At 42.8% G+C, this 21,639-nt stretch carries 16 protein-coding genes and 1 other RNA gene; 16 read left to right on the top strand and 1 reads right to left on the bottom strand.

Features of this window, described 5'->3' with window-relative positions:
- The first annotated feature begins 154 nt into the window (after positions 1–154).
- From dnaG to NFR88_RS12760, 6 genes are all read left to right on the top strand, one after another.
- Entirely contained in the window at positions 155–1,906 is a 1,752-nt protein-coding gene (gene dnaG / locus NFR88_RS12785) for a DNA primase (protein ID WP_251616485.1), read from the top strand.
- 62 nt (positions 1,907–1,968) lie between these two features.
- Entirely contained in the window at positions 1,969–3,108 is a 1,140-nt protein-coding gene (rpoD, locus tag NFR88_RS12780) for an RNA polymerase sigma factor RpoD (RefSeq protein ID WP_160201456.1), read from the top strand.
- Between the two features lie 6 nt (positions 3,109–3,114).
- Positions 3,115–3,840 carry a tRNA (adenine(22)-N(1))-methyltransferase gene (locus NFR88_RS12775; protein ID WP_160201397.1) on the top strand — a complete coding sequence of 242 codons (726 nt, stop codon included), beginning with the start codon at positions 3,115–3,117 and terminating at the stop codon, positions 3,838–3,840.
- A complete protein-coding gene (locus NFR88_RS12770) occupies positions 3,833–4,615 on the top strand; it encodes a Nif3-like dinuclear metal center hexameric protein (protein WP_160201398.1) in 783 nt (260 codons plus the stop codon). Before NFR88_RS12775 ends, NFR88_RS12770 begins: the two co-directional genes overlap by 8 nt.
- A 153-nt stretch (positions 4,616–4,768) precedes the next feature.
- An RNA gene (gene rnpB, locus NFR88_RS12765) (RNase P RNA component class A) lies at positions 4,769–5,115 on the top strand.
- Between the two features lie 67 nt (positions 5,116–5,182).
- Positions 5,183–6,541, top strand: coding sequence for an MATE family efflux transporter (locus NFR88_RS12760; protein ID WP_161908484.1), 1,359 nt, complete (start codon positions 5,183–5,185; stop codon positions 6,539–6,541).
- Position 6,542: 1 nt separating this feature from the next.
- On the opposite strand, the gene NFR88_RS12755 is transcribed toward NFR88_RS12760, so the two are convergent.
- Positions 6,543–7,103, bottom strand: coding sequence for a hypothetical protein (locus tag NFR88_RS12755; RefSeq protein ID WP_251616482.1), 561 nt, complete (start codon positions 7,101–7,103; stop codon positions 6,543–6,545).
- A gap of 129 nt (positions 7,104–7,232) precedes the next feature.
- On the opposite strand from NFR88_RS12755, the gene NFR88_RS12750 reads away from it, so the two are divergent.
- From NFR88_RS12750 to purC, 10 genes are all read left to right on the top strand, one after another.
- Positions 7,233–11,450, top strand: coding sequence for a 2-hydroxyacyl-CoA dehydratase (locus NFR88_RS12750; protein ID WP_251616479.1), 4,218 nt, complete (start codon positions 7,233–7,235; stop codon positions 11,448–11,450).
- A gap of 615 nt (positions 11,451–12,065) precedes the next feature.
- On the top strand, positions 12,066–12,890 hold the full coding sequence (locus NFR88_RS12745; RefSeq protein WP_251616476.1) for a hypothetical protein: 825 nt from the start codon (positions 12,066–12,068) through the stop codon (positions 12,888–12,890).
- A 374-nt stretch (positions 12,891–13,264) separates the two neighbouring features.
- Positions 13,265–13,870: a superoxide dismutase gene (locus NFR88_RS12740; RefSeq protein WP_251616474.1), complete on the top strand. Its 606-nt coding sequence runs from the start codon at positions 13,265–13,267 to the stop codon at positions 13,868–13,870.
- A 117-nt stretch (positions 13,871–13,987) separates the two neighbouring features.
- The gene (locus NFR88_RS12735) at positions 13,988–14,716 is read left to right on the top strand and encodes a YebC/PmpR family DNA-binding transcriptional regulator (RefSeq protein ID WP_160201402.1); all 729 of its coding nucleotides are present in this window, start codon (positions 13,988–13,990) and stop codon (positions 14,714–14,716) included.
- Between the two features lie 481 nt (positions 14,717–15,197).
- Positions 15,198–16,862 (top strand): phospho-sugar mutase, encoded by a 1,665-nt coding sequence (locus NFR88_RS12730; RefSeq protein ID WP_251616472.1) that lies wholly within the window; start codon positions 15,198–15,200, stop codon positions 16,860–16,862.
- Positions 16,863–16,942: 80 nt separating this feature from the next.
- On the top strand, positions 16,943–19,561 hold the full coding sequence (gene alaS / locus NFR88_RS12725) for an alanine--tRNA ligase (protein ID WP_251616470.1): 2,619 nt from the start codon (positions 16,943–16,945) through the stop codon (positions 19,559–19,561).
- Positions 19,562–19,610: 49 nt separating this feature from the next.
- Positions 19,611–19,856 (top strand): IreB family regulatory phosphoprotein, encoded by a 246-nt coding sequence (locus NFR88_RS12720; RefSeq protein ID WP_160201405.1) that lies wholly within the window; start codon positions 19,611–19,613, stop codon positions 19,854–19,856.
- A 59-nt stretch (positions 19,857–19,915) separates the two neighbouring features.
- Positions 19,916–20,389: a Holliday junction resolvase RuvX gene (gene ruvX, locus NFR88_RS12715; protein WP_160201406.1), complete on the top strand. Its 474-nt coding sequence runs from the start codon at positions 19,916–19,918 to the stop codon at positions 20,387–20,389.
- A gap of 5 nt (positions 20,390–20,394) precedes the next feature.
- Complete coding sequence (gene purE, locus NFR88_RS12710; RefSeq protein WP_160201407.1) at positions 20,395–20,889, top strand: 5-(carboxyamino)imidazole ribonucleotide mutase; 495 nt, start codon at positions 20,395–20,397, stop codon at positions 20,887–20,889.
- A 30-nt stretch (positions 20,890–20,919) separates the two neighbouring features.
- Positions 20,920–21,639 carry a phosphoribosylaminoimidazolesuccinocarboxamide synthase gene (gene purC, locus NFR88_RS12705; protein ID WP_201759537.1) on the top strand — a complete coding sequence of 240 codons (720 nt, stop codon included), beginning with the start codon at positions 20,920–20,922 and terminating at the stop codon, positions 21,637–21,639.

Raw genomic sequence — 21,639 nt, 5'->3', positions numbered from 1 at the left:
TTGTCAGAGTAAATTCTATGTAAGTCTTTGCCATTTGAAATTCCAGTGATACGCAGAATTTATTTTGGCAAATAATATTTTTAAAAAAAAATAAAGGAAAAGTCTGTTTTTTGTAGAATAGTACTAATAGGAAGACAAAATCGGGAGACAGACTATGAGTTTTTCAAGTTCTACCATAGAAAATTTGAAAAATCAAGTGAATATTGTAGATGTCGTAGGAAGAAGCGTGCCTCTGAAACGAGCAGGTTCCAACTATAAAGGTTGTTGTCCGTTTCACAATGAGAAGACGCCTTCTTTTGTTGTCTCCGAGCAGAAGCAGATTTTTACCTGCTTTGGCTGTGGGGCGACCGGTGATGTCATCGAATATGTAAAACGCTATTATAATCTGGATTTTTCTGAGGCGGTAGAGAAAATCGCTGCCGAGGAGGGCATTACCGTAGAGAGAAATGCTCGCAGTGACAATAGAGATATTTATTACAAGGTTAACAAACTGGCGGCCAATTTCTTTTATCGCTCCTTTACGGAAAAGGCAAATAAAGGCTACGCTTATATGAAGCGCAGGGAGATAGCACCTGCTATTTTGAAGAAGTTTGGTATCGGATATGCCGATGAGCAGTGGGACAGCCTGTATCAGTACCTGTTGTCACAGGACGTCGATAAAAAGATTATGGTAGAGCTGGGGCTGGTATCAGAAAGCAAAGGAAAATACTACGATAAGTTTAGAAATCGAGTCATTTTTCCAATCATTAATACCTCCGGCAAGGTCATCGGCTTTGGGGGAAGAGCTATTGATCCGGGTGATAATCCCAAATATTTGAATTCGCCTGAAAGCAGGATTTTTCAGAAGAAGAATAATCTTTATGGACTGAATATTTCCAGACAGAGTGTAGGCAAAGAAAATTTTATTATTTTGGTTGAAGGATATATGGATGTGATTGCTCTGTATCAGAGCGGTGTAGAGAATGTGGCAGCTTCTCTTGGAACTGCACTGACGGAGAATCAGGCAAAACTGATTAAGCGATATACCAAGGATGTGGTTCTTTCTTATGATGCTGATAATGCTGGACGGGCAGCTGCTCTTAGGGGGCTTGAAATTCTAAAGAAAGAAGACTGCAAGGTCAAGGTGCTTCATGTTACCGATGGAAAAGACCCCGACGAATATGTTAAGAAAAACGGAAAGACGGCGTTTCTAAAGCTGATAGATGGGGCACTGCCTTATGGAGACTACCGTTTGGAATCGGCTAAAGTGGGTTTTGATTTATCACAGGATGAAGACAAAATCGACTACATGAAGAAGGCTATTGATATTTTGCGCCAGATGAGTCCTGTTGAACAGGAAATTTACATAAAAAAACTGTCTAAAGACCTGAAAATTGCAGAAGGTGCGATTAGAATGGAACTTTTAGGAAATGATAATACACAAAAGACGCAGCAACGGTCTGCACCGGTTCGCGAACAGCGCTCACAACAGGAGGAAGTAGAGCATGTGGCACTGAAACCCATAGAGAAAACACTGTTGAAAGTTTTACTGACGGAAGAAAGATATATAGACAGGCTAGTAGACTATCCGGGAATTTTAGAAAGTGAATTTGCCCTGAAGATTTATCAGCTTCTTGCAGAAAGCTATGCGCATCATCATTTCATTGATTTGAACCAGATTATGGACGGGCTTTCCGATGAAGGAGCTGCAGGGCTGCAAGAAGTTTTGAATCATGTAGTCGTCGGCAACGAGGAACAGGTATTTCACGACTGTATCAGAACGTGGAACCATGAGCGGTTGACCAGAGAAGAGCAGAAGCTTTTGACGCTTCTTTCCATGGCAGACGAAAATGATAATCAGGATAGAATTATGGAACTGACCGATCAGCTTATGAAAGTGCAACGAGAACTTAAAAACCAACAATAGGGAGATGTAGAATGAGCACAGAAACAAAAAAAGCAAACAATTTAAATGAAACCTTTGCAGGCATGAGCCCAGAACAAATTAAGAACGAACTCATCAGTCAGCTAGTCAAAAAAGCTAAGACAAAGAAAAATATTCTGACCTATACGGATATGGCGGATTATTTAGATTCTTTTGATTTGGACAAGAATGTGGTAGACGAAATCTATGAAGCGCTGCTTTCTAAGGACATTGAGATTGCCAGCGAAACAGAACCTGAAGATTTTCCTTCCATGATGGAACGGGATGACGATTTTGACGGCAACGAAGAAGATGACGGCATTGTTATGACCGAAACCGGTGAAATCGATATCGAAGCGACTTTGCCAAAAGGAATTGCTGTAGACGATCCTGTTAGAATGTATCTGAAGGAAATCGGAAAGGTACCTCTTCTCAGTGCCGATGAGGAAATCGAACTGGCTCAGAGAATGGAAAAAGGGGACGAGGAAGCAAAGAAAAAGCTTTGTGAAGCAAACCTTCGTCTTGTAGTCAGCATTGCAAAACGCTATGTGGGCAGAGGGATGCTGTTCCTGGATTTGATTCAGGAAGGAAATCTGGGACTGATTAAAGCTGTTGATAAGTTTGATTATCGCAAAGGGTACAAATTTTCCACTTATGCAACATGGTGGATTCGTCAGGCAATTACCAGATCCATCGCTGACCAGGCGAGAACCATTAGAATTCCGGTGCATATGGTAGAAACTATCAATAAGCTGATTCGCGTATCCAGACAGCTGCTGCAGACTTATGGAAGAGAGCCGAGCCCGGAAGAAATCGCAAAGGAAATGGGTATTTCTGTAGACAAGGTTAGAGAAATTCAGAAGATTGCACAGGAACCTGTATCGCTGGAAACTCCAATCGGTGAAGAAGAAGACAGTCATTTGGGAGATTTTATTCCAGATGATGATGTACCAGCACCGGCTGAAGCTGCGGCATTTTCCATGCTGAAAGAACAGCTTGTAGAAGTGCTGGACACTTTAACAGAGAGAGAACAGAAGGTGCTGAAACTGCGTTTCGGTCTTGAAGATGGACGTTCCAGGACCTTAGAGGAAGTCGGCAAGGAATTTGACGTAACAAGAGAAAGAATCAGACAGATTGAGGCAAAGGCGCTTAGAAAGCTGAGACACCCAAGCAGAAGTAAGAAATTAAAGGATTATCTGGAGTAACGAAAGATGAAATTAAGCGAGAGATTGCAATATATCGCTGACGAAATAAGAAAAGGAGAAACCATGGCGGACATTGGGTGCGACCATGGTTTCTTGCCACTGTATTTAATGGAAAAGCATAAATGCCCAAAAGTGATTATGACCGATGTCAGCGGCGGTTCTTTAAAAAAGGCAGAAACCAACTGTAAACTGGTGAAACCTAAAGGCGACTACGAATTGCGCCTCGGCGACGGCATCGATGTTCTTTCCGATGGGGAAGTTGATGTGGTTGTCATGGCGGGCATGGGAGGTCTTCTCATTGCAGACATGCTTAAATGGAATCTAAAAAAAAGCCGGTCTATTAAAAGATATATTCTGCAGCCGAGAAATAACCCTGGCAGACTTAGACACTTTCTGGCATGCAATGGTTTTTCCATCGTAAAGGAAGGAATCGTCAGAGAGGGAAAGTTTCTCTGTGAGATTTTGACCGTTGAAAGCGGACCGATACCAGTTTTTACAGCGGAAAATCCGCAGCCTGTTTATAGTGCGGAATTTGAATATCCTGCTTCGCTTATTGCTTTTGGAGGCGTATTGACAGGGGAATATCTGCAGAAACACCTCGAAACTGAATATCAGATTCTGGGTAAAATCGAAGAGAACGCGAAAGATGTACAACAGCAGAGTAAAGAAACCAGAGATAGAATTGTGAGACTGGAAGCGTTAATTAAGGAATGGGAGGCAGCGAATGAATAAAGAAAGATTGACTGCCGTTATCGAGGAAATCTGTCCTTCTGAGTCAGCTGAAAGCTGGGATAACTGTGGTTTTCAGCTGGATATGGGGGCGGCAGAAATAGATACTGTGCTGGTATCTTTAGAGGTTACCGGTGCAGTAATTGATGAAGCCGCCGCTTGCGGCGCGCAGATGATTTTGACCCATCATCCGCTACTTTTTAGCGGAATCAAGAAAATTGAACAGACAGATGTGATTGGAAATTACTTGATTCGACTGATTCAGGCAGGCATTTCCGTCTATTCCTGTCACACTAGCTTTGATAAATTAAAAGACGGTAACAATGATTATTTTGGTCTTCTTTTAGAATTTCAGGGTGTACATCCCTTTGATGCAGATAACGGTTTCTGCCGCAAAGGACAGACGCCTTTTGATATGACTTTTGCGGAACTGATTCGCAAGGTTTCAGAGGAGCTTACGATGGAGGAGCGGTATTTTAGATGGGTCGGCGACTTAACCAGACAAATTAAAACCGTCGGCTGGTGTACTGGCGCCGGCAGTGAATTTATTTTAGATGCGAAGAAAGAAAGCTGCGACCTTTATATTACGGGCGATTTGAAATATCATGAGGCGCAGATGGCGAAGGAAGCCGGCATTTGTGTCCTTGACATTGGGCACTATGGAAGTGAAAAGATATTTACTGGGAATATGGCTGACATGCTGCGGGAAGCGACTTTTGGAACCGATTTAGAGGTTTTGGAATCGCAGCTGGATTTGAATCCGTTCGGCTGCATTTAATTCATACCTGTCAGCAGTTTCAGTCCCCTAATTATAATCGAATTCTAATTTTTTAAACAAAAAACCAGCCACGCATTCAACGCGTGGTTTTCCGTGGCTGTCCACAAAAAAGACTGGAATTTATAATTGATTTATGCTATAATTACATAGTTATGGGTAAACCAGACAATCGCGTGCAGTGATGCATGAGGAAAGTCCGGGCTCCATAGGGCGAGGATGCCGGATAACGTCCGGCGTAGGTAACTATAGGGAAAGTGCAACAGAAACATTCCGCCGAAACGGGTTATGCCGTGGTAAGGTTGAAATGGTGAGGTAAGAGCTCACCGGCGTCATGGAGACATGACGGCCGTGTAAACCCCATCCGGAGCAAGGTCAAATAGGGCGCAAAAAGCGGCGGCCCGTCGCTGCCCGGTAGGTAGACCGCAAGAGCGTGCAGTAATGTTACGCCTCAGATAGATGATTGTCTAATACAGAACCCGGCTTATAGGTTTGCCCATACTTTCTTTCAGGAAATACGCAGTATTTCCGTTTTATTTTGTTTATATATGATAGGAGGGAGGAGATGTTATGACAAACGAAAAAGAAATTCAAGGCAACAAAATGGGTACGGAGCCGGTTGGAAAACTGCTCGCTTCCATGGCATGGCCAGCCATTCTTTCTATGACTATCAATGCTCTTTACAACGTAGTGGACAGCATGTTCGTTGCAATGGTCAGTCAGAAAGCGCTGACAGCTGTATCTCTTGTAATGCCGATTCAAATGCTGATGATTTCCATGGCTGTGGGTAGTTCTGTCGGCGTAAATTCTCTGATTTCCAGAAGACTGGGTGCTAAGCGGTTTGATGAAGCTAATAAGGCAGCCTCAACCAGTATCAGAATTGGGCTTTTTAACTTTCTGATTTTTGCATTGGTAGGTATTTGTCTTGCCAGTCCGTTTATGCGTGCGTATACAGATGATACTATCATCTTTGAGGGTGGCGTTACATATCTTAGAATTATTACCATTTGCAGCCTCTTTAGCATGATTCAGATTCAGCTTGAGAAAGTGCTACAGGCGACAGGCAATATGATAGCTCCGATGATTATCAGTTTGAGCGGTGCACTGACCAATTTGGTTTTGGATCCGATTTTGATTTTTGGACTTTTCGGTATGCCAAAACTTGGTATTGCCGGTGCAGCTATTGCAACAGTTACTGGTCAGGCAGTGGGTATGTGCGTTGCAATCTTCATGTTCTTTAGAAAAGAGCACGAGGTGAAAATCCAGTTGAAAGGCTTCAAAATCGACTGGGCTGTGGTAAAAGATATCTACGGCGTAGGCCTTCCATCTATCATCATGCAGGCAATCGGTTCTGTTATGCTGCTAGGCTACAATGCCATCTTAGCGACTTCAGCAACAGCCGTTGCGGTACTGGGCGTTTATTACAAGTTGCAGTCCTTTATCTTTATGCCGGTGTTCGGTCTCAATCAGGGCGCTATGCCGATTATGGGCTATAACTTTGGTGCAAGGGACAGACATCGTCTGATGGAGACTTACAAGAAAGCGCAGATTACTGCATTGGTAATTATGGCAATCGGAACTATTTTATTCCATTTATTCCCAGAAGTTTTCTTGAAAATGTTTAGTGCGGATGACGAAATGATGGAAATGGGTGTACCGGCGCTGAGAATCATCAGCATCTGCTTTATTCCGGCAGCCTTTGGTATTATGTCATCGACGCTGTTTCAAGGAACCGGTCATGGGGTATATAGTTTAATAGGCTCACTTTTGCGTCAGCTTGTCGGTATTTTGCCGCTGGCCTACATCATTTATCACACCGCAGGTGTGACAGCTTCCTGGGCATCATTTCCATTGGCAGAAATTATCGGCGTCGTTTATGCGGCAATTATGCTTATCAGATTATACAAAAAAGAAATCAAGACCTTGTAATTTACCATTCAAGGTCTTGAAATTCTTCGTATTCCCGGTATTGGCGATATTCGGAATCTTCTTTGACAAGGTCGTAAATAAGCGGATCTCGCAGAAGATGTTTCCAACAGGTATAAGTTGCCTTGACAAAAGCAGGATTCAGCTCCATTTCTTCTGTGATTAGAGAACAGCTGTAGGGCAGGTCGCTGTCATTTCGTACCAGAGATAATACACCGTCTTCGTCAATATGAGGCGTTAAAGGAAAGGTTCTGCATTGCATGGGCCTTTTTTCTCTGGGACAGATTGGCGGCGTTTTGCATCGTACAAAGTAAACTTTGCCGCTCCAAGACTCCGGGAATTCATAATCCTCGGCGTATTCTGCACTCCATGTGAGCCAATCGTCTGTTCGGTCGTGGACTTTATCTTCGCCGGGAAGGAGATAAATACCGAGGTTTTCATCGTCATTACCACAGCTGCAGCAGATGGCACCGCAAAGAGTTCCGCAGTCATAAGGAACAGGAGAAACCCTGTCCAGCAATCGGTAGATTGCCTGATAAGTTCTTTTTTTGATTGTACTTTTCATAACAATTCATTCTAACATAGGAAATCAGGCGATACAACCAGAAATTAGTACTAAATTAAACCTTGAAAAAGGTCGAATTCTGGTGTTAAAATTATAAAATACTCAATTACACAAATAGGAGGTAAGATTATGAAGTTAGGAATTGACGTAGGCTCAACTACCGTCAAACTTGTTTTACTTGACGAAAAAAACGAAATTACATATACCCGTTATGAGAGGCATATGTCTAACGTTTTTGAAAAAGTAAAAGAACTCATAGAGGAAATGTATGCCCAGTTTGGTTCCATAGAAATCAGACCTGTTATTACAGGCTCTGGCGGTCTTTCCCTAGCAAATCTTCTGGGTGTTTCCTTTGAACAGGAGGTTATCGCCTGCAGTAAAGCGGTGGAGACTCTGATTCCTGATACAGATGTTGCTATAGAACTTGGTGGCGAAGACGCAAAGATTACATTTTACGGCGCTACCATTGAGCAGCGAATGAACGGAACCTGTGCAGGCGGCACGGGCGCGTTTATTGACCAGATGGCGGTGCTTTTGAATACTGATGCAGGTGGACTCAATGAGGCAGCAAAGAACGTAAAGATGATTTATCCTATTGCAGCTCGCTGCGGCGTTTTTGCAAAGACGGATATTCAGCCTCTGATTAATGAAGGTGCAGCAATAGAGGATTTAGCTGCTTCCATTTTTCAGGCTGTGGTTAACCAGACCATCAGCGGACTTGCTTGCGGACATACCATCAAAGGGAACGTAGCATTTCTGGGCGGACCGCTGTCCTTTTTGTCTGAGCTTCGTAAAAGATTCATTGAAACATTGGAATTAAAGCCGGATGAAGTGATTTTTCCAGAGGATTCCAAGTATTTTGTCGCCATCGGTGCAGCTATGCTGGCAGAAACCAGAAAACAGATTTCATTGGGAGAAATTGCCGAGCTAATCAAAGGATCTGATTCAAGTCAGCTTTCTGAGACCAAACATATCGAACCGCTGTTTATTAATAAAGAAGCGTATAACGCATTTATAAACCGTCATAACCAGCACAAGATTCGCAGGAAAGATATCAAACGCGCTAAGGAAGAGACTTTTCTAGGCATTGACGCTGGTTCCACAACCACTAAGGCGACCCTGATTGACTCCGACAAAAATCTGTTATATTCCTTCTACAGAAGCAACGAAGGAAATCCGCTGGAAGCGGTTAAGACCATGCTCAAAGAGCTTTATTCGCTGCTGCCGCAGAATGCCTTTATTGCAAATACTTGCGTGACCGGTTACGGAGAAGGCTTGATTAAGACGGCTTTTAAGGCGGATTTGGGCGAAATTGAGACCATGGCTCATTATAAAGCGGCCGAGGAATTTTTGCCAGGCGTAGAATTCATTCTGGATATCGGCGGGCAGGATATGAAGTGCATGAAGATTAAAGATGGCGCTATTTACAATATCATGCTTAACGAGGCTTGTTCTTCCGGGTGCGGCTCTTTTCTCGAAACTTACGCAAAATCTGTAAATCTGGACACCAATGCATTTGCGGAGGAAGCGCTCTTTGCTGAAAATCCTGTAGACCTTGGTACCAGATGTACAGTGTTCATGAATTCCAAGGTAAAGCAGGCACAAAAAGAAGGGGCATCCATCGGCGACATTTCCGCGGGACTTTCTTATTCGGTTATCAAGAATGCGCTGTACAAAGTAATTAAGCTCAGGAACCCAGAAGAGGCTGGTGAGAAAATTGTAGTGCAGGGCGGCACCTTTATGAACAACGCTGTGCTGCGAAGTATCGAAAAGATCATTGGTAAGGAAGTTGTCAGACCGGATATTGCAGGACTGATGGGCGCATATGGCTGTGCGCTAATTGCTATGGAAAACCATCTTGAAGATACGGAATCCTCTCTGCTCAGCAAAGAAGCGCTGGAAGATTTTCAGGTGGAGCATACCAACGGCAGATGTAACGGCTGTGAAAACCGATGCATTTTGACCATTAATAAATTCAGCGACGGATCCAGATTTATTACAGGAAATCGCTGCGAAAAAGGGGCAGGAGGCGCGCAGCACGCGAACAAACTACCGAATCTTTACGAATATAAACTGCAGAGACTCTTTGGATATAAGCCGATTTCTGATTTTGATGCAGTGCGCGGCACGGTGGGAATTCCAAGAGTACTGAATATGTACGAAAATTATCCGTTCTGGTTCACTTTCTTTACGGAATTGAAATTCAGAGTGGTTTTGTCGCCGCTGTCGACAAAGTCCATCTACGAGAAGGGAATGGAAACTATTTCCTCTGACACGGCTTGTTATCCTGCCAAAATGGTTCACGGACATATTAAATGGCTTGTGGAAGAGGGTGTGAAGTGGATTTTCTATCCATGTTTAAACTATGAACGCAACGAAGATGAAACGGCACCAAATCACTATAACTGCCCAATTGTAGCGACTTATCCGGAAGTGATTGCAAACAATATGGACGATATCTTTTCAGAAAACATGGTGCGTTTTTCTCACCCGTTCCTGCCTTACGATAACGACCTGAAACTGGCAAATATGCTCTACAAAGAGTTTAAGGATTTTCATATCAAGAAAGAAGAAATCATGCGCGCAGTCAGCCGCGCCAGAAAGGAACAGGTTCGCTTTAAAAACGATGTGAGAAAACAAGGGGAATACTCACTGAAATTGGCGAGACAGAAGGGAAAAAAGGCTGTCGTTCTGTCGGGAAGACCATATCATCTGGATCCGGAAATCAATCACGGCATTGACAAACTGATTAATTCCTTCGATATGGTTGTCCTTTCGGAGGATTCCGTGGCGCACATGGGACAGTTGCCAAGACCGCTGCGCGTGCTGGATCAATGGGTCTATCATTCCAGACTTTACAAAGCGGCAAGCTTTGTAGGGACCTGCGATGATGTGGAGCTGATTCAACTCAATTCTTTCGGATGCGGTCTTGACGCAGTTACCACAGATCAGGTGGAAGAAATCTGCCGCGACAGCAATAAACTTTACACAGTTTTAAAGATAGACGAGGGCTCTAATCTCGGCGCAGCAAAAATTAGAATTCGTTCCCTGAAAGCGGCTATGGACGAGCGCGAAAAGAACGGTGTCAAGGCAAGCGGAAACTTTAAGGCTTATGAGCGAAAACTTTTTACGGCTGAGATGCGAGAAAACTACAATATTTTGGTGCCGCAGATGTCACCGATTCATTTTACTTATTTGGAAGAAGCAATGAAAGCCTGCGGCTACAATGCGGTACTTTTACCGCCGGTCGACAAGAATTCGGTAGAAGAGGGGTTAAAATATATCAACAACGATGCTTGCTATCCGACTATCGTGACTTTGGGACAGATTATTTCTGCACTAAAATCAGGAAAATATGATTTGGATAAAACGGCTGTATTCATGTCTCAGACGGGGGGTGGATGCCGCGCCAGCAACTATGTGGCGCTTCTGCGTAAAGCACTCAAAGATTTGGATATGGAACAGGTTCCGGTGGTATCTTTTAATGCTGTTGGACTAGAGAAAAATCCGGGCTTTAAGATTACTGCTAAGATGGGGCTTCGCCTAGCAGTTGGCTGTGTTTACGGAGATCTTGTTATGCGGATTTTGTACGCGACAAGACCATACGAGAAAGTGCCAGGTACCTGTCAGCAGATTTTGGATAAATGGCATGACAAAATTATACATAATGTGATTCACTTTAACAAAGGGGAATATGAGAGAAATCTCAAAGGTATTGTAGAGGATTTTGATAAAGTTGAAAGAACTGGTGAGAAAAAGCCGAAGGTGGGCGTAGTCGGTGAAATTTTGGTGAAATATCACCCTAACGCCAACAACGACATTGTCGGCATTATCGAATCGGAAGGTGGGGAGGCAGTGGTTCTCGACATACTGGACTTCTTTCTTTACGGTATGCACAGCAAAAAATTCAACTTTGAAAATCTGTCAGGCTCTTATAAAGCGATGATGACGAATCAGCTTGGAATCAAGGTTGTGGAATGGCTTAGAAAGCCGATGAGGAGCGCTCTTGCTGCAAGCGAACATTTTACGGAGCCATCTTATATCGAAGAAACGGCGGAAGCGGCGTCAGCTATCAGTTCTATCGGTAATCAGTGCGGTGAAGGCTGGCTTTTGACCGGTGAAATGGTGGAACTGATTCACAGTGGCGTAGAAAACATCGTATGCCTGCAGCCATTTGCGTGCCTGCCGAATCATGTAACGGGAAAGGGCATGATGAAAGCACTCAGAAAGATGAATCCAAAGGCTAATATTGCTGCTATCGACTACGATCCGGGCGCCAGTGATGTAAATCAGCTGAACCGGATTAAGCTGATGATGGCGACGGCTCATAAGAATATGGAAAAGTAGATATAACGAGAGTAACAAGAAGTGTCTGCTAAGTGGTGATTCTGCTGGGCAGACACTTTAGCGTAAAAGCTTTATATAAGAGTTTTAAAAGAAAAGGACATAGAATCAAGATGAATCTCATATGCTTGATCCTATGTCTTTTTTTATTTAGAATTAATTTTTGGAAGGTACGTAGTTTTACTGCATCATTATTCAATGCAATTTTATATTTAATTAATATATGTGATTTATTTGTGATTTTTAGAATGAAAGTTTGACAATCAGAAAATAAACGGTTAAAGTATAAGGGAGAAATATTAGAAAAGCCTAAAATTAACAAAAATTTTAGGCGGCAGGATTAAAGTTAATTGGACTGCTTCGGGAACAGTAATAGACGGGATTCTTACACAATTAAAGGTAAGAAACATTCCGGTAGTTTATGTAGATCGTTTTAACAATCCTTCAGGGAGTGGAACGACCGATCATGATATTGTAGTATATGGTTATGACAGCAATAATAATCTAATTGCGCATTTTGGATGGGATGGAAAAACTCATATAAAATGTAGCAGTCCTGCAGCAGCAGCATTTATTGCCTCGGCTTGTGCAATTACATATTATTGAGGGCTTTAGAAAATGGATAAATTAAATGCAAGACGCATTATCGCCATCGTATTATCACCTTTTATTATTTGGGGTGCACTACGGCTTGGCGAAAAAGGTTTGGAGTATCTGGGAAGACCCAGCGGATTATCAGAGCGTGAAGTTGTGGAGTACAGTCCGTTTTTGATTGGAAAGCAGATTCAGTTTCCTTTAGAGAATTTTCAAATTACATGTTGCCCGTCAGAGTATCATTTTGGTGCAGATGCAGGCATCGATGAAGTAATTGGGCTAATCAGGAAGCAGCCTCATGTGATAGATGTTGCCTCCTTAGGCAGCTGGAATGATGGCTCTAATCGATACCTGATTACAATGCAGTGCTTGGGTGGAGTGACTTATTTGGAACTCATCGATTTTCAGAAGTCTGTTGATATGGGGGAGTGGTATCATCCTTACCGCAGCAAGCATAGTTATGCCCTCTTTGATTGTTCTGTGACATTAGAGAAAGATGAAGAATATTATTACATTTTGTTTCCGCAAATTCGCAAGAATGAAAGCGGGGATGATTTGCTAAGTGGTGCGGATTTGAAAGTGGATACAGCTTGCTTGATACAAAAACCTGAAAATTCTTCTGAGCAGAGTTTGTTTGATTTTCTCTTGCAGTTCTATAAGGATTCCGCCCTTTATGAGGTTTCCTCATACACTGATGATGAAATCATTGTTAGTTTTGATGAGAATGCGCTGAAAAATAATCCGAGTACGATACCGGAACAAGATAGTACAATGGATTCTGTTTATAAAGGCGCTTTTAAAATATCTGTGGATGAGGTAGTGGAAAAAATTACCATAACATTATTATAAAGAGAATAGTAAGATATTTTCGAAAAAAACAGATCTAATAACTTTTCAGGGATTTAACCTTTGTGTTAGGCATAAACTTAATGGAGATCTTAGATGGAAAAAAAGGTATAGAGCTAAGCGGTATATCATATGCTTGACTCTATATCTTTTCTTTGTATAAGGAAAGCCATCAGATAAGCAAGTGGTTTATTATTTGTAGAATTCTTTTTCTGAATCTGACAAAATGAAACCACCATTTAGTTTAGAGCGTTTTTGTTTTACCTTCATCAAATGGAAGGGCGTGTCTGTACCCTCTTAAGAAATTTAAAGAGCAGACACTTTTTTTAGTTTGAATTCATATGTTGAAAGGAAGACATTATCTTAGGAGGACAGAGATGGAAGAAAGTTTGAAACAGCACTATCCCTTTGTAAATCCGCCGCTACCTTACGCCTATGATGCACTGGAACCTTTTATTGATGAAGAAACCATGCGTCTGCATCACGACGCACATTTACAGACCTACGTGGATCATCTCAATATCATCATCAAACAGTATCCTGCGCTGCACAATTGGACTCTGGAACAGCTAATCAAATGGAATGACAATTTACCCATAGAAATTCAGGACAGCGTGCGCAATAATGCGGGCGGCGTTTACAATCACATTCTGTATTTCAGTCGTCTAGCACCGCCGGAAACAGCAGTCTGGCCCAGCGGAGAGTTTCTTTTGCTGCTGGAAAGAAGGTTCGGTGGCTTTCAGCAGTTTAAAGAGGCGTTTAAGAAAGCTGCAATGTCGGTATTCGGTTCGGGTTATGCATTTCTTGTAGCGAATCGAGACGGTCTGCTTGAGATTGTCACCACTGCCAATCAGGATAATCCGTTGGAAATAGGCTATTATCCTATTCTTGTACTGGATGTTTGGGAACATGCTTACTATCTGAAGCATCATAATAAAAGGGATGGGTATATAGATGATTGGTTCAATCGTCTTAGCTTTTAACTCCTTGCGGCAGCAGCAATAGGGAGATAAATTTCAAAAATGCGTTGAAAATCCTTTTATAGTGTAGTATACTGTTTAAGTTGAAAATTTCTAAAGATAAAGATAGGAGGTGTCTCCATGGGAAGACACGGTACAATTGCCGGAAGAAAGGCGGCACAGGATTCTAAGCGAGCAGCTATGTTCACCAAATATGCTAAGGCTATTACAGTAGCAGCAAAAGACGGTGGAGATCCTGAATACAATGCAGGTCTTAGAGTGGCAATCGAAAAAGCAAAGGCAATCAGTATGCCTAATGATAATATCCAGAGAGCGATTAAAAAGGGTACAGGAGAACTGGGCGGCGCTTCTTACGAAGAACTTTCCTTTGAAGGCTACGGTCCCGGTGGTGTAGCAATCATTGTTGATTGTCTGACTGACAACACCAACCGTTCCACTTCCTTTGTTCGTTCCACATTTGATAAGCACGGTGGAAATTTAGGTACTCCAGGCTGTGTATCTTACATGTTCTCAAGAAAAGGCGTTCTTATTATCGAAAAAACAGACGGAATCGACGAAGACGCTCTGATGGAAGCAGCATTAGAAGCTGGTGCAGACGACATGGTAACAGAAGAAGACAGCTTTACTGTTTACACTGAACCATCTGCATACGCAGACGTATATCAGGCATTGGCAAGCGCAGGCTATGAATTTGTAGAATCTGACGTAGAATTTGTTCCATCTATGGAAAGCGCGCCGACCGAAGAGCACGATATCAAGAAGCTGAGAAAGCTTATCGACATCTTAGAAGATAACGATGACGTACAGAAGGTACATACCAACTGCGGTATTGATTTGTACGAAGAATAAACGAATAGAATGTAGAAAAACCCTCTTTGCATGTGCAGAGGGTTTTTCTTGTAAATGCCGTATGTAGCATTTATTGCGTATGGCGACTCTTAACCTAAATTACGTTGTTTTTCAAAAAATGTATAAGAAATTTTTTTGTGAATAATGTGCGACTTGCATTATGCGTAAGATTAAAGGTAAACATTGAAAAAACATACGTAAAATGCAAGAATCTCTGTTGGATTCAGAGATAAAGAACGGTTATAGATCGCTTGAGAAGTGTGATATGGAATTCACTTATACACTTTTTTAGCATTTTCTAATTTTGGGTTAAGATTTCGAGATTTTCTTATACATTTTTTTGCCCTAAATTGATTTTAAGTTAAGTTACTGTGCTTTTAGGCGAAAACCTGGTAAATCTGCGAAAAACATCTTGCCCCCACATTGCATTCCGTTTAAAATATTACTATCACCAGATAGAGAGGAACGTGAAGTCAGCGTTATGAATAAAGAAGAAATCAGAACTTTTGCGATAGAGGAATATCATAGATGGCAGCAGGCGGCTGAGCACTTCGGCGATATAGAGCTTCTTTCGGAGCTTGCACAGCTTGCAGAAGAAGAGGAAGAAGTCATTGACTCCTTTTGTGCCAGCCTTCGTTTTGGAACATCTGGCATTCGGGGCATACTGGGAGCAGGCACTAACCGTATGAATGAGTATGTGGTGCGAAGGGCTACCCAAGGGCTTTCCAATTATTTGAATAAAGTCACTGAACGCCCTAAAGTGGTCATCGCCTATGACACCAGAAGAAAATCCAGAATTTTTGCGGAGGAAACCGCAAAAGTTCTTAGAGGAAACGGCATAGAGGTGTGGCTTTTTTCGGAGCTTGCAACGGTGTCGCTGCTTTCCTATACCATTAAAGAACTGGGCTGCACTATGGGAATTATGATTACAGCCAGTCACAATCCGAAAATTTTCAATGGTTATAAGGTATATAACAGCAACGGTTATCAGATTGTGGGCAGCGTGCCCGAAGAGATTTTGAGAGAAATCGATAAACTGGATTATTTCGGTGAAATTGCTTCGTCAGACGAAGGCATTCAGCTGGTGCCCAGAAGGGTATCAGAAAGCTTTATTGAAAAAATCATTTCCATGTGCCCAGCTGATATTGAAGAAATTAAGGAAAGTGATCTGAAACTTGTTTATACGCCGCTCAACGGCACAGGCAATGTTTACGTCAGGAAGGTACTGCAGGCCATCGGGCAGAAAGATACCGTCATTGTAGCGGCGCAGGAAATGCCTGATGAGAATTTTACCACCTGTCCGGCGCCGAATCCGGAGAAAATCACCGCTTATTCGGAAGGCTTCAGAACCATGGATCAGGTTGGCGGTGATTTGATTGTAGCAACAGATCCTGATTGTGATCGAGTAGGTGTTTGCATCTACCATGATGGCATGAAGGTGCTGCTGACGGGAAATCAGCTGGGGGTTTTAATGCTAGATTATCTTTGCAGCGTAAAACCGCCGAAAGCAGGACAGTTTATCATCAAGAGCATTGTGACGACGCCGCTTGCTGAGCGAGTTGCAGAAAAACATGGACTGAAAGTGATTAACACCTTGACTGGTTTTAAGTATATCGGAGAGATTATTACAAAGCTGGAGCAGGAGGGCAGAACAGAGGACTATTATTTCGGTTTTGAAGAAAGCAATGGCTACCTGATGGATCCTTTTATCAGAGATAAAGATGGCGTCAGCAGCGCTATGCTTTGTGCCTGTCTGGCCGCCTATTATAAAAAGCAAGGACTTGATCTTGTAGACAGGCTCCATCAGATTTATGAGGAACATGGGCTCTGCATCGACAAGACTGTCAATTATTTCTTTGAGGGGCCTTATGGGAAGCTTTCCATGGAACAGGTCATGGAGTATTTTCGCACTGAGATAGGGGATACTATCGCAGGATACAGAATCAAAGAAAAGATAGATTTCCTTGGAGAAACAGGACTGCCAAAATCCAATGTGATCCGTTTCTGTTTAGAAAATGGAACCCAGTGTATCATCAGACCTTCTGGTACAGAAGCCAAGATAAAAGTTTACTATTTTGAGACCGGGCAGGCTGCTGAACTGGAAAAGTATATAAAAAACACCGTAGAAAGTTTCAAAGACCGCTAAATCAATGGACAAACGGGTTGTTTTATGATAAAATAATTGAATGTTCAAGGAAATATTAATTCATCAAGGAGTAAATATACATGGAAAAACTAGGTTTAAATCAAATCAGACAGATGTTCAGAGATTTTTATGTAAGCAAGGGTCACTATGCAGCAGGCAGTGCGTCACTGATTCCGAAGAACGATAAATCACTTTTAATTATCAACTCCGGTATGGCGCCGCTGAAGCCTTACTTTGCAGGAGTGGAAACACCTCCCTCCAAGAGAATGACCACTTGTCAGAAATGTATCAGAACTGGCGATATTGATAACGTAGGCATTACTTCCAGACATGGTACATTCTTTGAAATGCTGGGGAACTTTTCCTTCGGCGACTATTTCAAAGAAGAATCCCTGCATTGGGGCTGGGAGTTCATCACAGAACATTTAAAAATGCCGGTTGACAGAATCTGGGCAACCGTTTATCAGGATGATGACCAGGCTGTAGAGATTTGGAAGAAAATCGGTGTTCCGGAAGAAAGAATCGTCCGTCTTGGCAAGGAAGACAACTTCTGGGAAATCGGATTGGGACCATGTGGACCTTGCTCCGAGATTTATTTTGATAGAGGAGAGGAATACGGCTGCGGTAAGCCCGACTGCAAACCAGGCTGTGACTGCGACAGATATCTGGAATTCTGGAATCATGTATTTACACAGTTTTCTAAAGAAGAAGACGGCAGTTACAGCGATCTGGAACATCCGAATATCGATACCGGCATGGGGCTTGAGAGAATGGCATGTATTATGCAGGGTGTAGATTCCATCTTTGATGTAGATACGATCCGCCACATCTTAAACGGCGTTGTAGAAAAGTCCGGCGTCAAGTACGAGGACGGTGCTGCAAAGACTGACGTTTCCATTCGTATCATTACAGACCACCTCCGCTCCATGGTATTTATGATTGCTGACGGAATTATTCCTTCTAACGAAGGCAGAGGATATGTGCTGAGAAGACTCATCAGAAGAGCAGCAAGACATGGTAAGATTTTGGGAATCGAAGGCAAGTTCCTCGTGGAGCTTTCAAACAGAGTTATCGAAGTGTCCGGCGAGGCCTATCCGGAGCTTGTAGAAAAGAAAGACTATATCCAGAAGATTATTTCTGTAGAAGAAGAAAAATTTGCTTCTACCATTGACCAGGGAACCTCAATTATCCTGGAATACGTGGAAGAATTAAAGAAAGAAAATAAAACAGTTTTAGAAGGCGAGAAGGTATTTAAACTTTACGATACTTTTGGATTCCCATTGGAACTGACTGAAGAAATTCTGGCGGAAGCTGGCTGCACAGCTGATGTGGATGGCTTTAACGCAAACATGAAGAAACAGAAAGAAATGGCAAGAGCCGGCAGAAAATCCACCGAGGAAGAAGCGTGGAAAGAAGCCGAAGCTGCTGTAAACGTGCCGGAAACAGTATTTACCGGCTACACAGAAACAGAAGACGAAGCAAAGGTTCTTGCAATCTATATAGACGGCAAAGAAGCTCAAACCGCCGAAACCTACCAGAATGCGGTGGTATATTTGGACAAAACACCGTTCTATGCTGAAGGCGGCGGACAGGCTTCCGATAACGGAATTATGTCAACCGATAAATGCTGCGCAAAAGTGACTGCTGTTGAAAAATCACAAGGCATTTTTGCACATAAGGTGCTCATCGAGGGCGGGAGCCTTTCCAAAGGAGATACTGTTTCCTGCGGTGTTAATGTGTTTAAGCGTAATGCAACGGCTAGAAACCACACTGCAACACATCTGCTGCAGAAAGCACTCAGAGATGTGGTTGGAGCCCATGTAGAACAGGCAGGCTCCTCCGTCAATGAAAACGCGCTTCGTTTTGACTTTACGCACTTTGAGGGAGTAACACCTGAACAGCTTGCGCAGGTTGAGCTGTTAGTCAACGAAAGGATTACCGAATTTCTGCCTGTGACGACTGTGGAAACTTCTATGAAAGAGGCACAGGAAATGGGTGCAATGGCGCTGTTCGGCGAGAAATATGGCGATAAAGTCAGAGTGGTAAACTGCGGTGACTTTAGCATTGAGCTTTGTGGCGGCACTCACGTTGCAAATACCGGACAGATCGGCGTGTTTAAGATCGTCAGTGAAACAGGCGTAGCCTCAGGTGTTCGCAGAATCGAAGCCGTAACTGGTACAGGTGTTCTCTTAAAAGCTATGGAAGCCGAAGAAACCGTAAAACAAATTGCCGAGAACCTAAAGTCAAATCCAGCAGCTGTGGTACAGAAATCAGCTTCCATTATAGAAGAACTGAAGGACACCAAGAAGGAGTTGGAAGACTTCAAGAAAGCTGCCATGGGCAGTGAAGTTGATGATATGGTAAAAGAAGCTAAAGAAATCGGCGGTATAAAACTGGTAACCAAAGAATTCAAAGATTATAACATCAACGATTTGAGAAATCTGTCTGACGATATCAAAGCGCAGCACAAGGGCATTGTTATGGTATTCGCCACAGTCAATGGTCCGAAAGTTACCTTCCTGGTATCCATTACCGACGACTTGCTTGCGAAAGGACTTCACGCCGGCAATATGATTAAACAGATTGCGGCAGCCTGCGGCGGAGGTGGCGGCGGTAAAGCCGACATGGCGCAGGCGGGAGCAAAAGATCCGACAAAAATTTCTGCTGCATTTAAGGTTGCAGAAGAACTTTTATCATAGTATACTATAAGTACGAGCCGTACTAGCCACATGAAGGAGGTCATAATTCATGGAAAGAAAGACAATTATGTTTGACGCAGCAAAGACTCAGCAGAGAACTACCAAAGAAGTACTGGAGACGGTTTATGCTGCTTTAGAAGAGAGAGGGTATAATGGAATCGACCAGATGGTTGGATACATTCTTTCTGGTGACCCATCCTACATTACAAGTCACAATAATGCGAGAACCATGATCAGCCGCATTGACAGAGATGACTTGGTAGAAGAGATTCTGAGAGACTACTTGAGAAAGTAATATAGAAGCATCGGCAGGATTATTTTCCCTGCCGATGTTCCTTTTGAGAGGTAAATCACATGAGAAAAATAGCCCTTGATGTGGGAGATAAGACAGTAGGTATTGCATTAAGCGACGCCCTTGGTATTACAGCGCAGGGTCTGATGACCTTGGAGAGGGTAGGCATTCGCAAGGACACCGGCAAAATTTTAGATTTAGTAAAAGAGTATGAGTGCGACACCATCGTCATCGGACTGCCGAAGAAGCTTGACGGTACCGACAGCATTCAGACAGAAAAAGTTTACGAGTTTCGTACCATGCTGGAGAATAAAATGCGCAGCACCGGAATGAAGAATATACAGGTCGTGTGGCAAGACGAAAGACTGACTACGGTCATGGCAGAAAAAGTCTTAATCGAGGCGGACGTTAGCCGCAGCAAGAGAAAAAAGGTCATTGATAAACAGGCTGCAGTGATTATTATGCAGAGTTATCTTGACCGTCTTGCAACAGAAAAGCGATTAGAAGAAAATGATAACAATTCTTTTGGAGGTTAAAATACATGAAAAAAATCGGAATCATCATGGGAAGCGACAGCGATCTTCCTGTAGTTGAGAAAGCAATGACGACTTTGGACGAATTTGATGTGCCTTACGAAGTTCACGTATATTCCGCCCATAGAACGCCGTCAGAAGTCAAAGAGTTTACGCAAAATGCCAGATCAAACGGATTTGGCGCAATTATTGCAGCAGCAGGAAAGGCAGCTCATCTGGCAGGCGCCATTGCAGCCAGCACAACCCTTCCTGTTATCGGAATTCCGGTAAAGTCATCTACACTGGACGGACTGGATGCACTCCTGTCTACGGTACAGATGCCGGGTGGTATTCCTGTTGCAACCGTAGCTATTGATGGTGCCCAGAATGCGGCACTTCTTGCTATTCAAATGCTTGGCATAGAGGATAGTGAAATTGCAGCAAAGCTTGACATCCAAAGAAAAGAAGCTGCTAATAAGGTTCTTTCTAAAAATGCAGCAATTGAAGAAAAGTATAATAAATAATGAATTTTAGATAGGAAGAAGATGAAACAAATGACAATTGAAAAAAAAGAACAGCTCTATGAAGGAAAAGCAAAAAAAGTATTTGCAACCAATGATGAAAATCTTTGCATTGTATCCTACAAAGACGATGCTACCGCTTTTAACGGACTAAAAAAAGGCACCATTACAGGAAAAGGTGCTATTAACAATAGAATGTCCAATTTCCTGATGAAAATGTTAGAGGAAAAGGGCATTCCGACCCACTTTGTAGAAGAATTAAGTGATAGAGAAACCGTTGTAAAGAAGGTTTCTATCGTACCCCTTGAAGTCATCGCAAGAAACATTGCGGCAGGCTCTCTTGCAAAAAGACTCGGCGTTGAAGAAGGCTATCCAATGAAACGCACAGTCTTAGAGTTCAGCTATAAGAACGACGATCTGGGCGATCCAATGGTAAACGACTATCACATTCTCGCTATGGAGTTTGCTACAGAGGAAGAACTTGAAACCATCAAGAAAATGGCCCTCGACATCAACGCTATTTTGAGAGAATATCTGGCAGCGGACGGAATCGATTTAATCGACTTCAAGCTGGAATTTGGTAAAACAGCAGATGGCTCCATCGTACTTGCCGATGAGATTTCACCGGATACTTGTAGATTCTGGGACAGCAAAACCCACGAAAAGCTGGATAAAGATAGATTTAGAAGAGATATGGGCGGCGTTGAAGACGCTTACCAGGAAGTATTTAAGAGAATTTTAGAGGAGAAATAA

It is taken from the genome of Senimuribacter intestinalis (genome assembly GCF_943192965.1).
Taxonomy (GTDB): domain Bacteria; phylum Bacillota; class Clostridia; order Peptostreptococcales; family Anaerovoracaceae; genus Senimuribacter; species Senimuribacter intestinalis.
The sequence above is the reverse complement of the archived record's forward strand: the minus strand, read 5'-3'. Positions and strand labels throughout refer to the sequence as shown.

What these genes read in the sequence shown, in the direction of transcription:
- purE (WP_160201407.1), top strand. Translation starts at nt 20,395, where the DNA reads ATGAAAAAAATCGGAATCATCATGGGAAGCGACAGCGATCTTCCTGTA.
- alaS (WP_251616470.1), top strand. Translation starts at nt 16,943, where the DNA reads ATGGAAAAACTAGGTTTAAATCAAATCAGACAGATGTTCAGAGATTTT.
- NFR88_RS12775 (WP_160201397.1), top strand. Translation starts at nt 3,115, where the DNA reads ATGAAATTAAGCGAGAGATTGCAATATATCGCTGACGAAATAAGAAAA.
- NFR88_RS12730 (WP_251616472.1), top strand. Translation starts at nt 15,198, where the DNA reads ATGAATAAAGAAGAAATCAGAACTTTTGCGATAGAGGAATATCATAGA.
- ruvX (WP_160201406.1), top strand. Translation starts at nt 19,916, where the DNA reads ATGAGAAAAATAGCCCTTGATGTGGGAGATAAGACAGTAGGTATTGCA.
- NFR88_RS12745 (WP_251616476.1), top strand. Translation starts at nt 12,066, where the DNA reads ATGGATAAATTAAATGCAAGACGCATTATCGCCATCGTATTATCACCT.
- rpoD (WP_160201456.1), top strand. Translation starts at nt 1,969, where the DNA reads ATGAGCCCAGAACAAATTAAGAACGAACTCATCAGTCAGCTAGTCAAA.
- NFR88_RS12720 (WP_160201405.1), top strand. Translation starts at nt 19,611, where the DNA reads ATGGAAAGAAAGACAATTATGTTTGACGCAGCAAAGACTCAGCAGAGA.
- NFR88_RS12740 (WP_251616474.1), top strand. Translation starts at nt 13,265, where the DNA reads ATGGAAGAAAGTTTGAAACAGCACTATCCCTTTGTAAATCCGCCGCTA.
- NFR88_RS12755 (WP_251616482.1), bottom strand. Translation starts at nt 7,103, where the DNA reads ATGAAAAGTACAATCAAAAAAAGAACTTATCAGGCAATCTACCGATTG.
- NFR88_RS12735 (WP_160201402.1), top strand. Translation starts at nt 13,988, where the DNA reads ATGGGAAGACACGGTACAATTGCCGGAAGAAAGGCGGCACAGGATTCT.
- dnaG (WP_251616485.1), top strand. Translation starts at nt 155, where the DNA reads ATGAGTTTTTCAAGTTCTACCATAGAAAATTTGAAAAATCAAGTGAAT.
- purC (WP_201759537.1), top strand. Translation starts at nt 20,920, where the DNA reads ATGACAATTGAAAAAAAAGAACAGCTCTATGAAGGAAAAGCAAAAAAA.
- NFR88_RS12770 (WP_160201398.1), top strand. Translation starts at nt 3,833, where the DNA reads ATGAATAAAGAAAGATTGACTGCCGTTATCGAGGAAATCTGTCCTTCT.
- NFR88_RS12760 (WP_161908484.1), top strand. Translation starts at nt 5,183, where the DNA reads ATGACAAACGAAAAAGAAATTCAAGGCAACAAAATGGGTACGGAGCCG.
- NFR88_RS12750 (WP_251616479.1), top strand. Translation starts at nt 7,233, where the DNA reads ATGAAGTTAGGAATTGACGTAGGCTCAACTACCGTCAAACTTGTTTTA.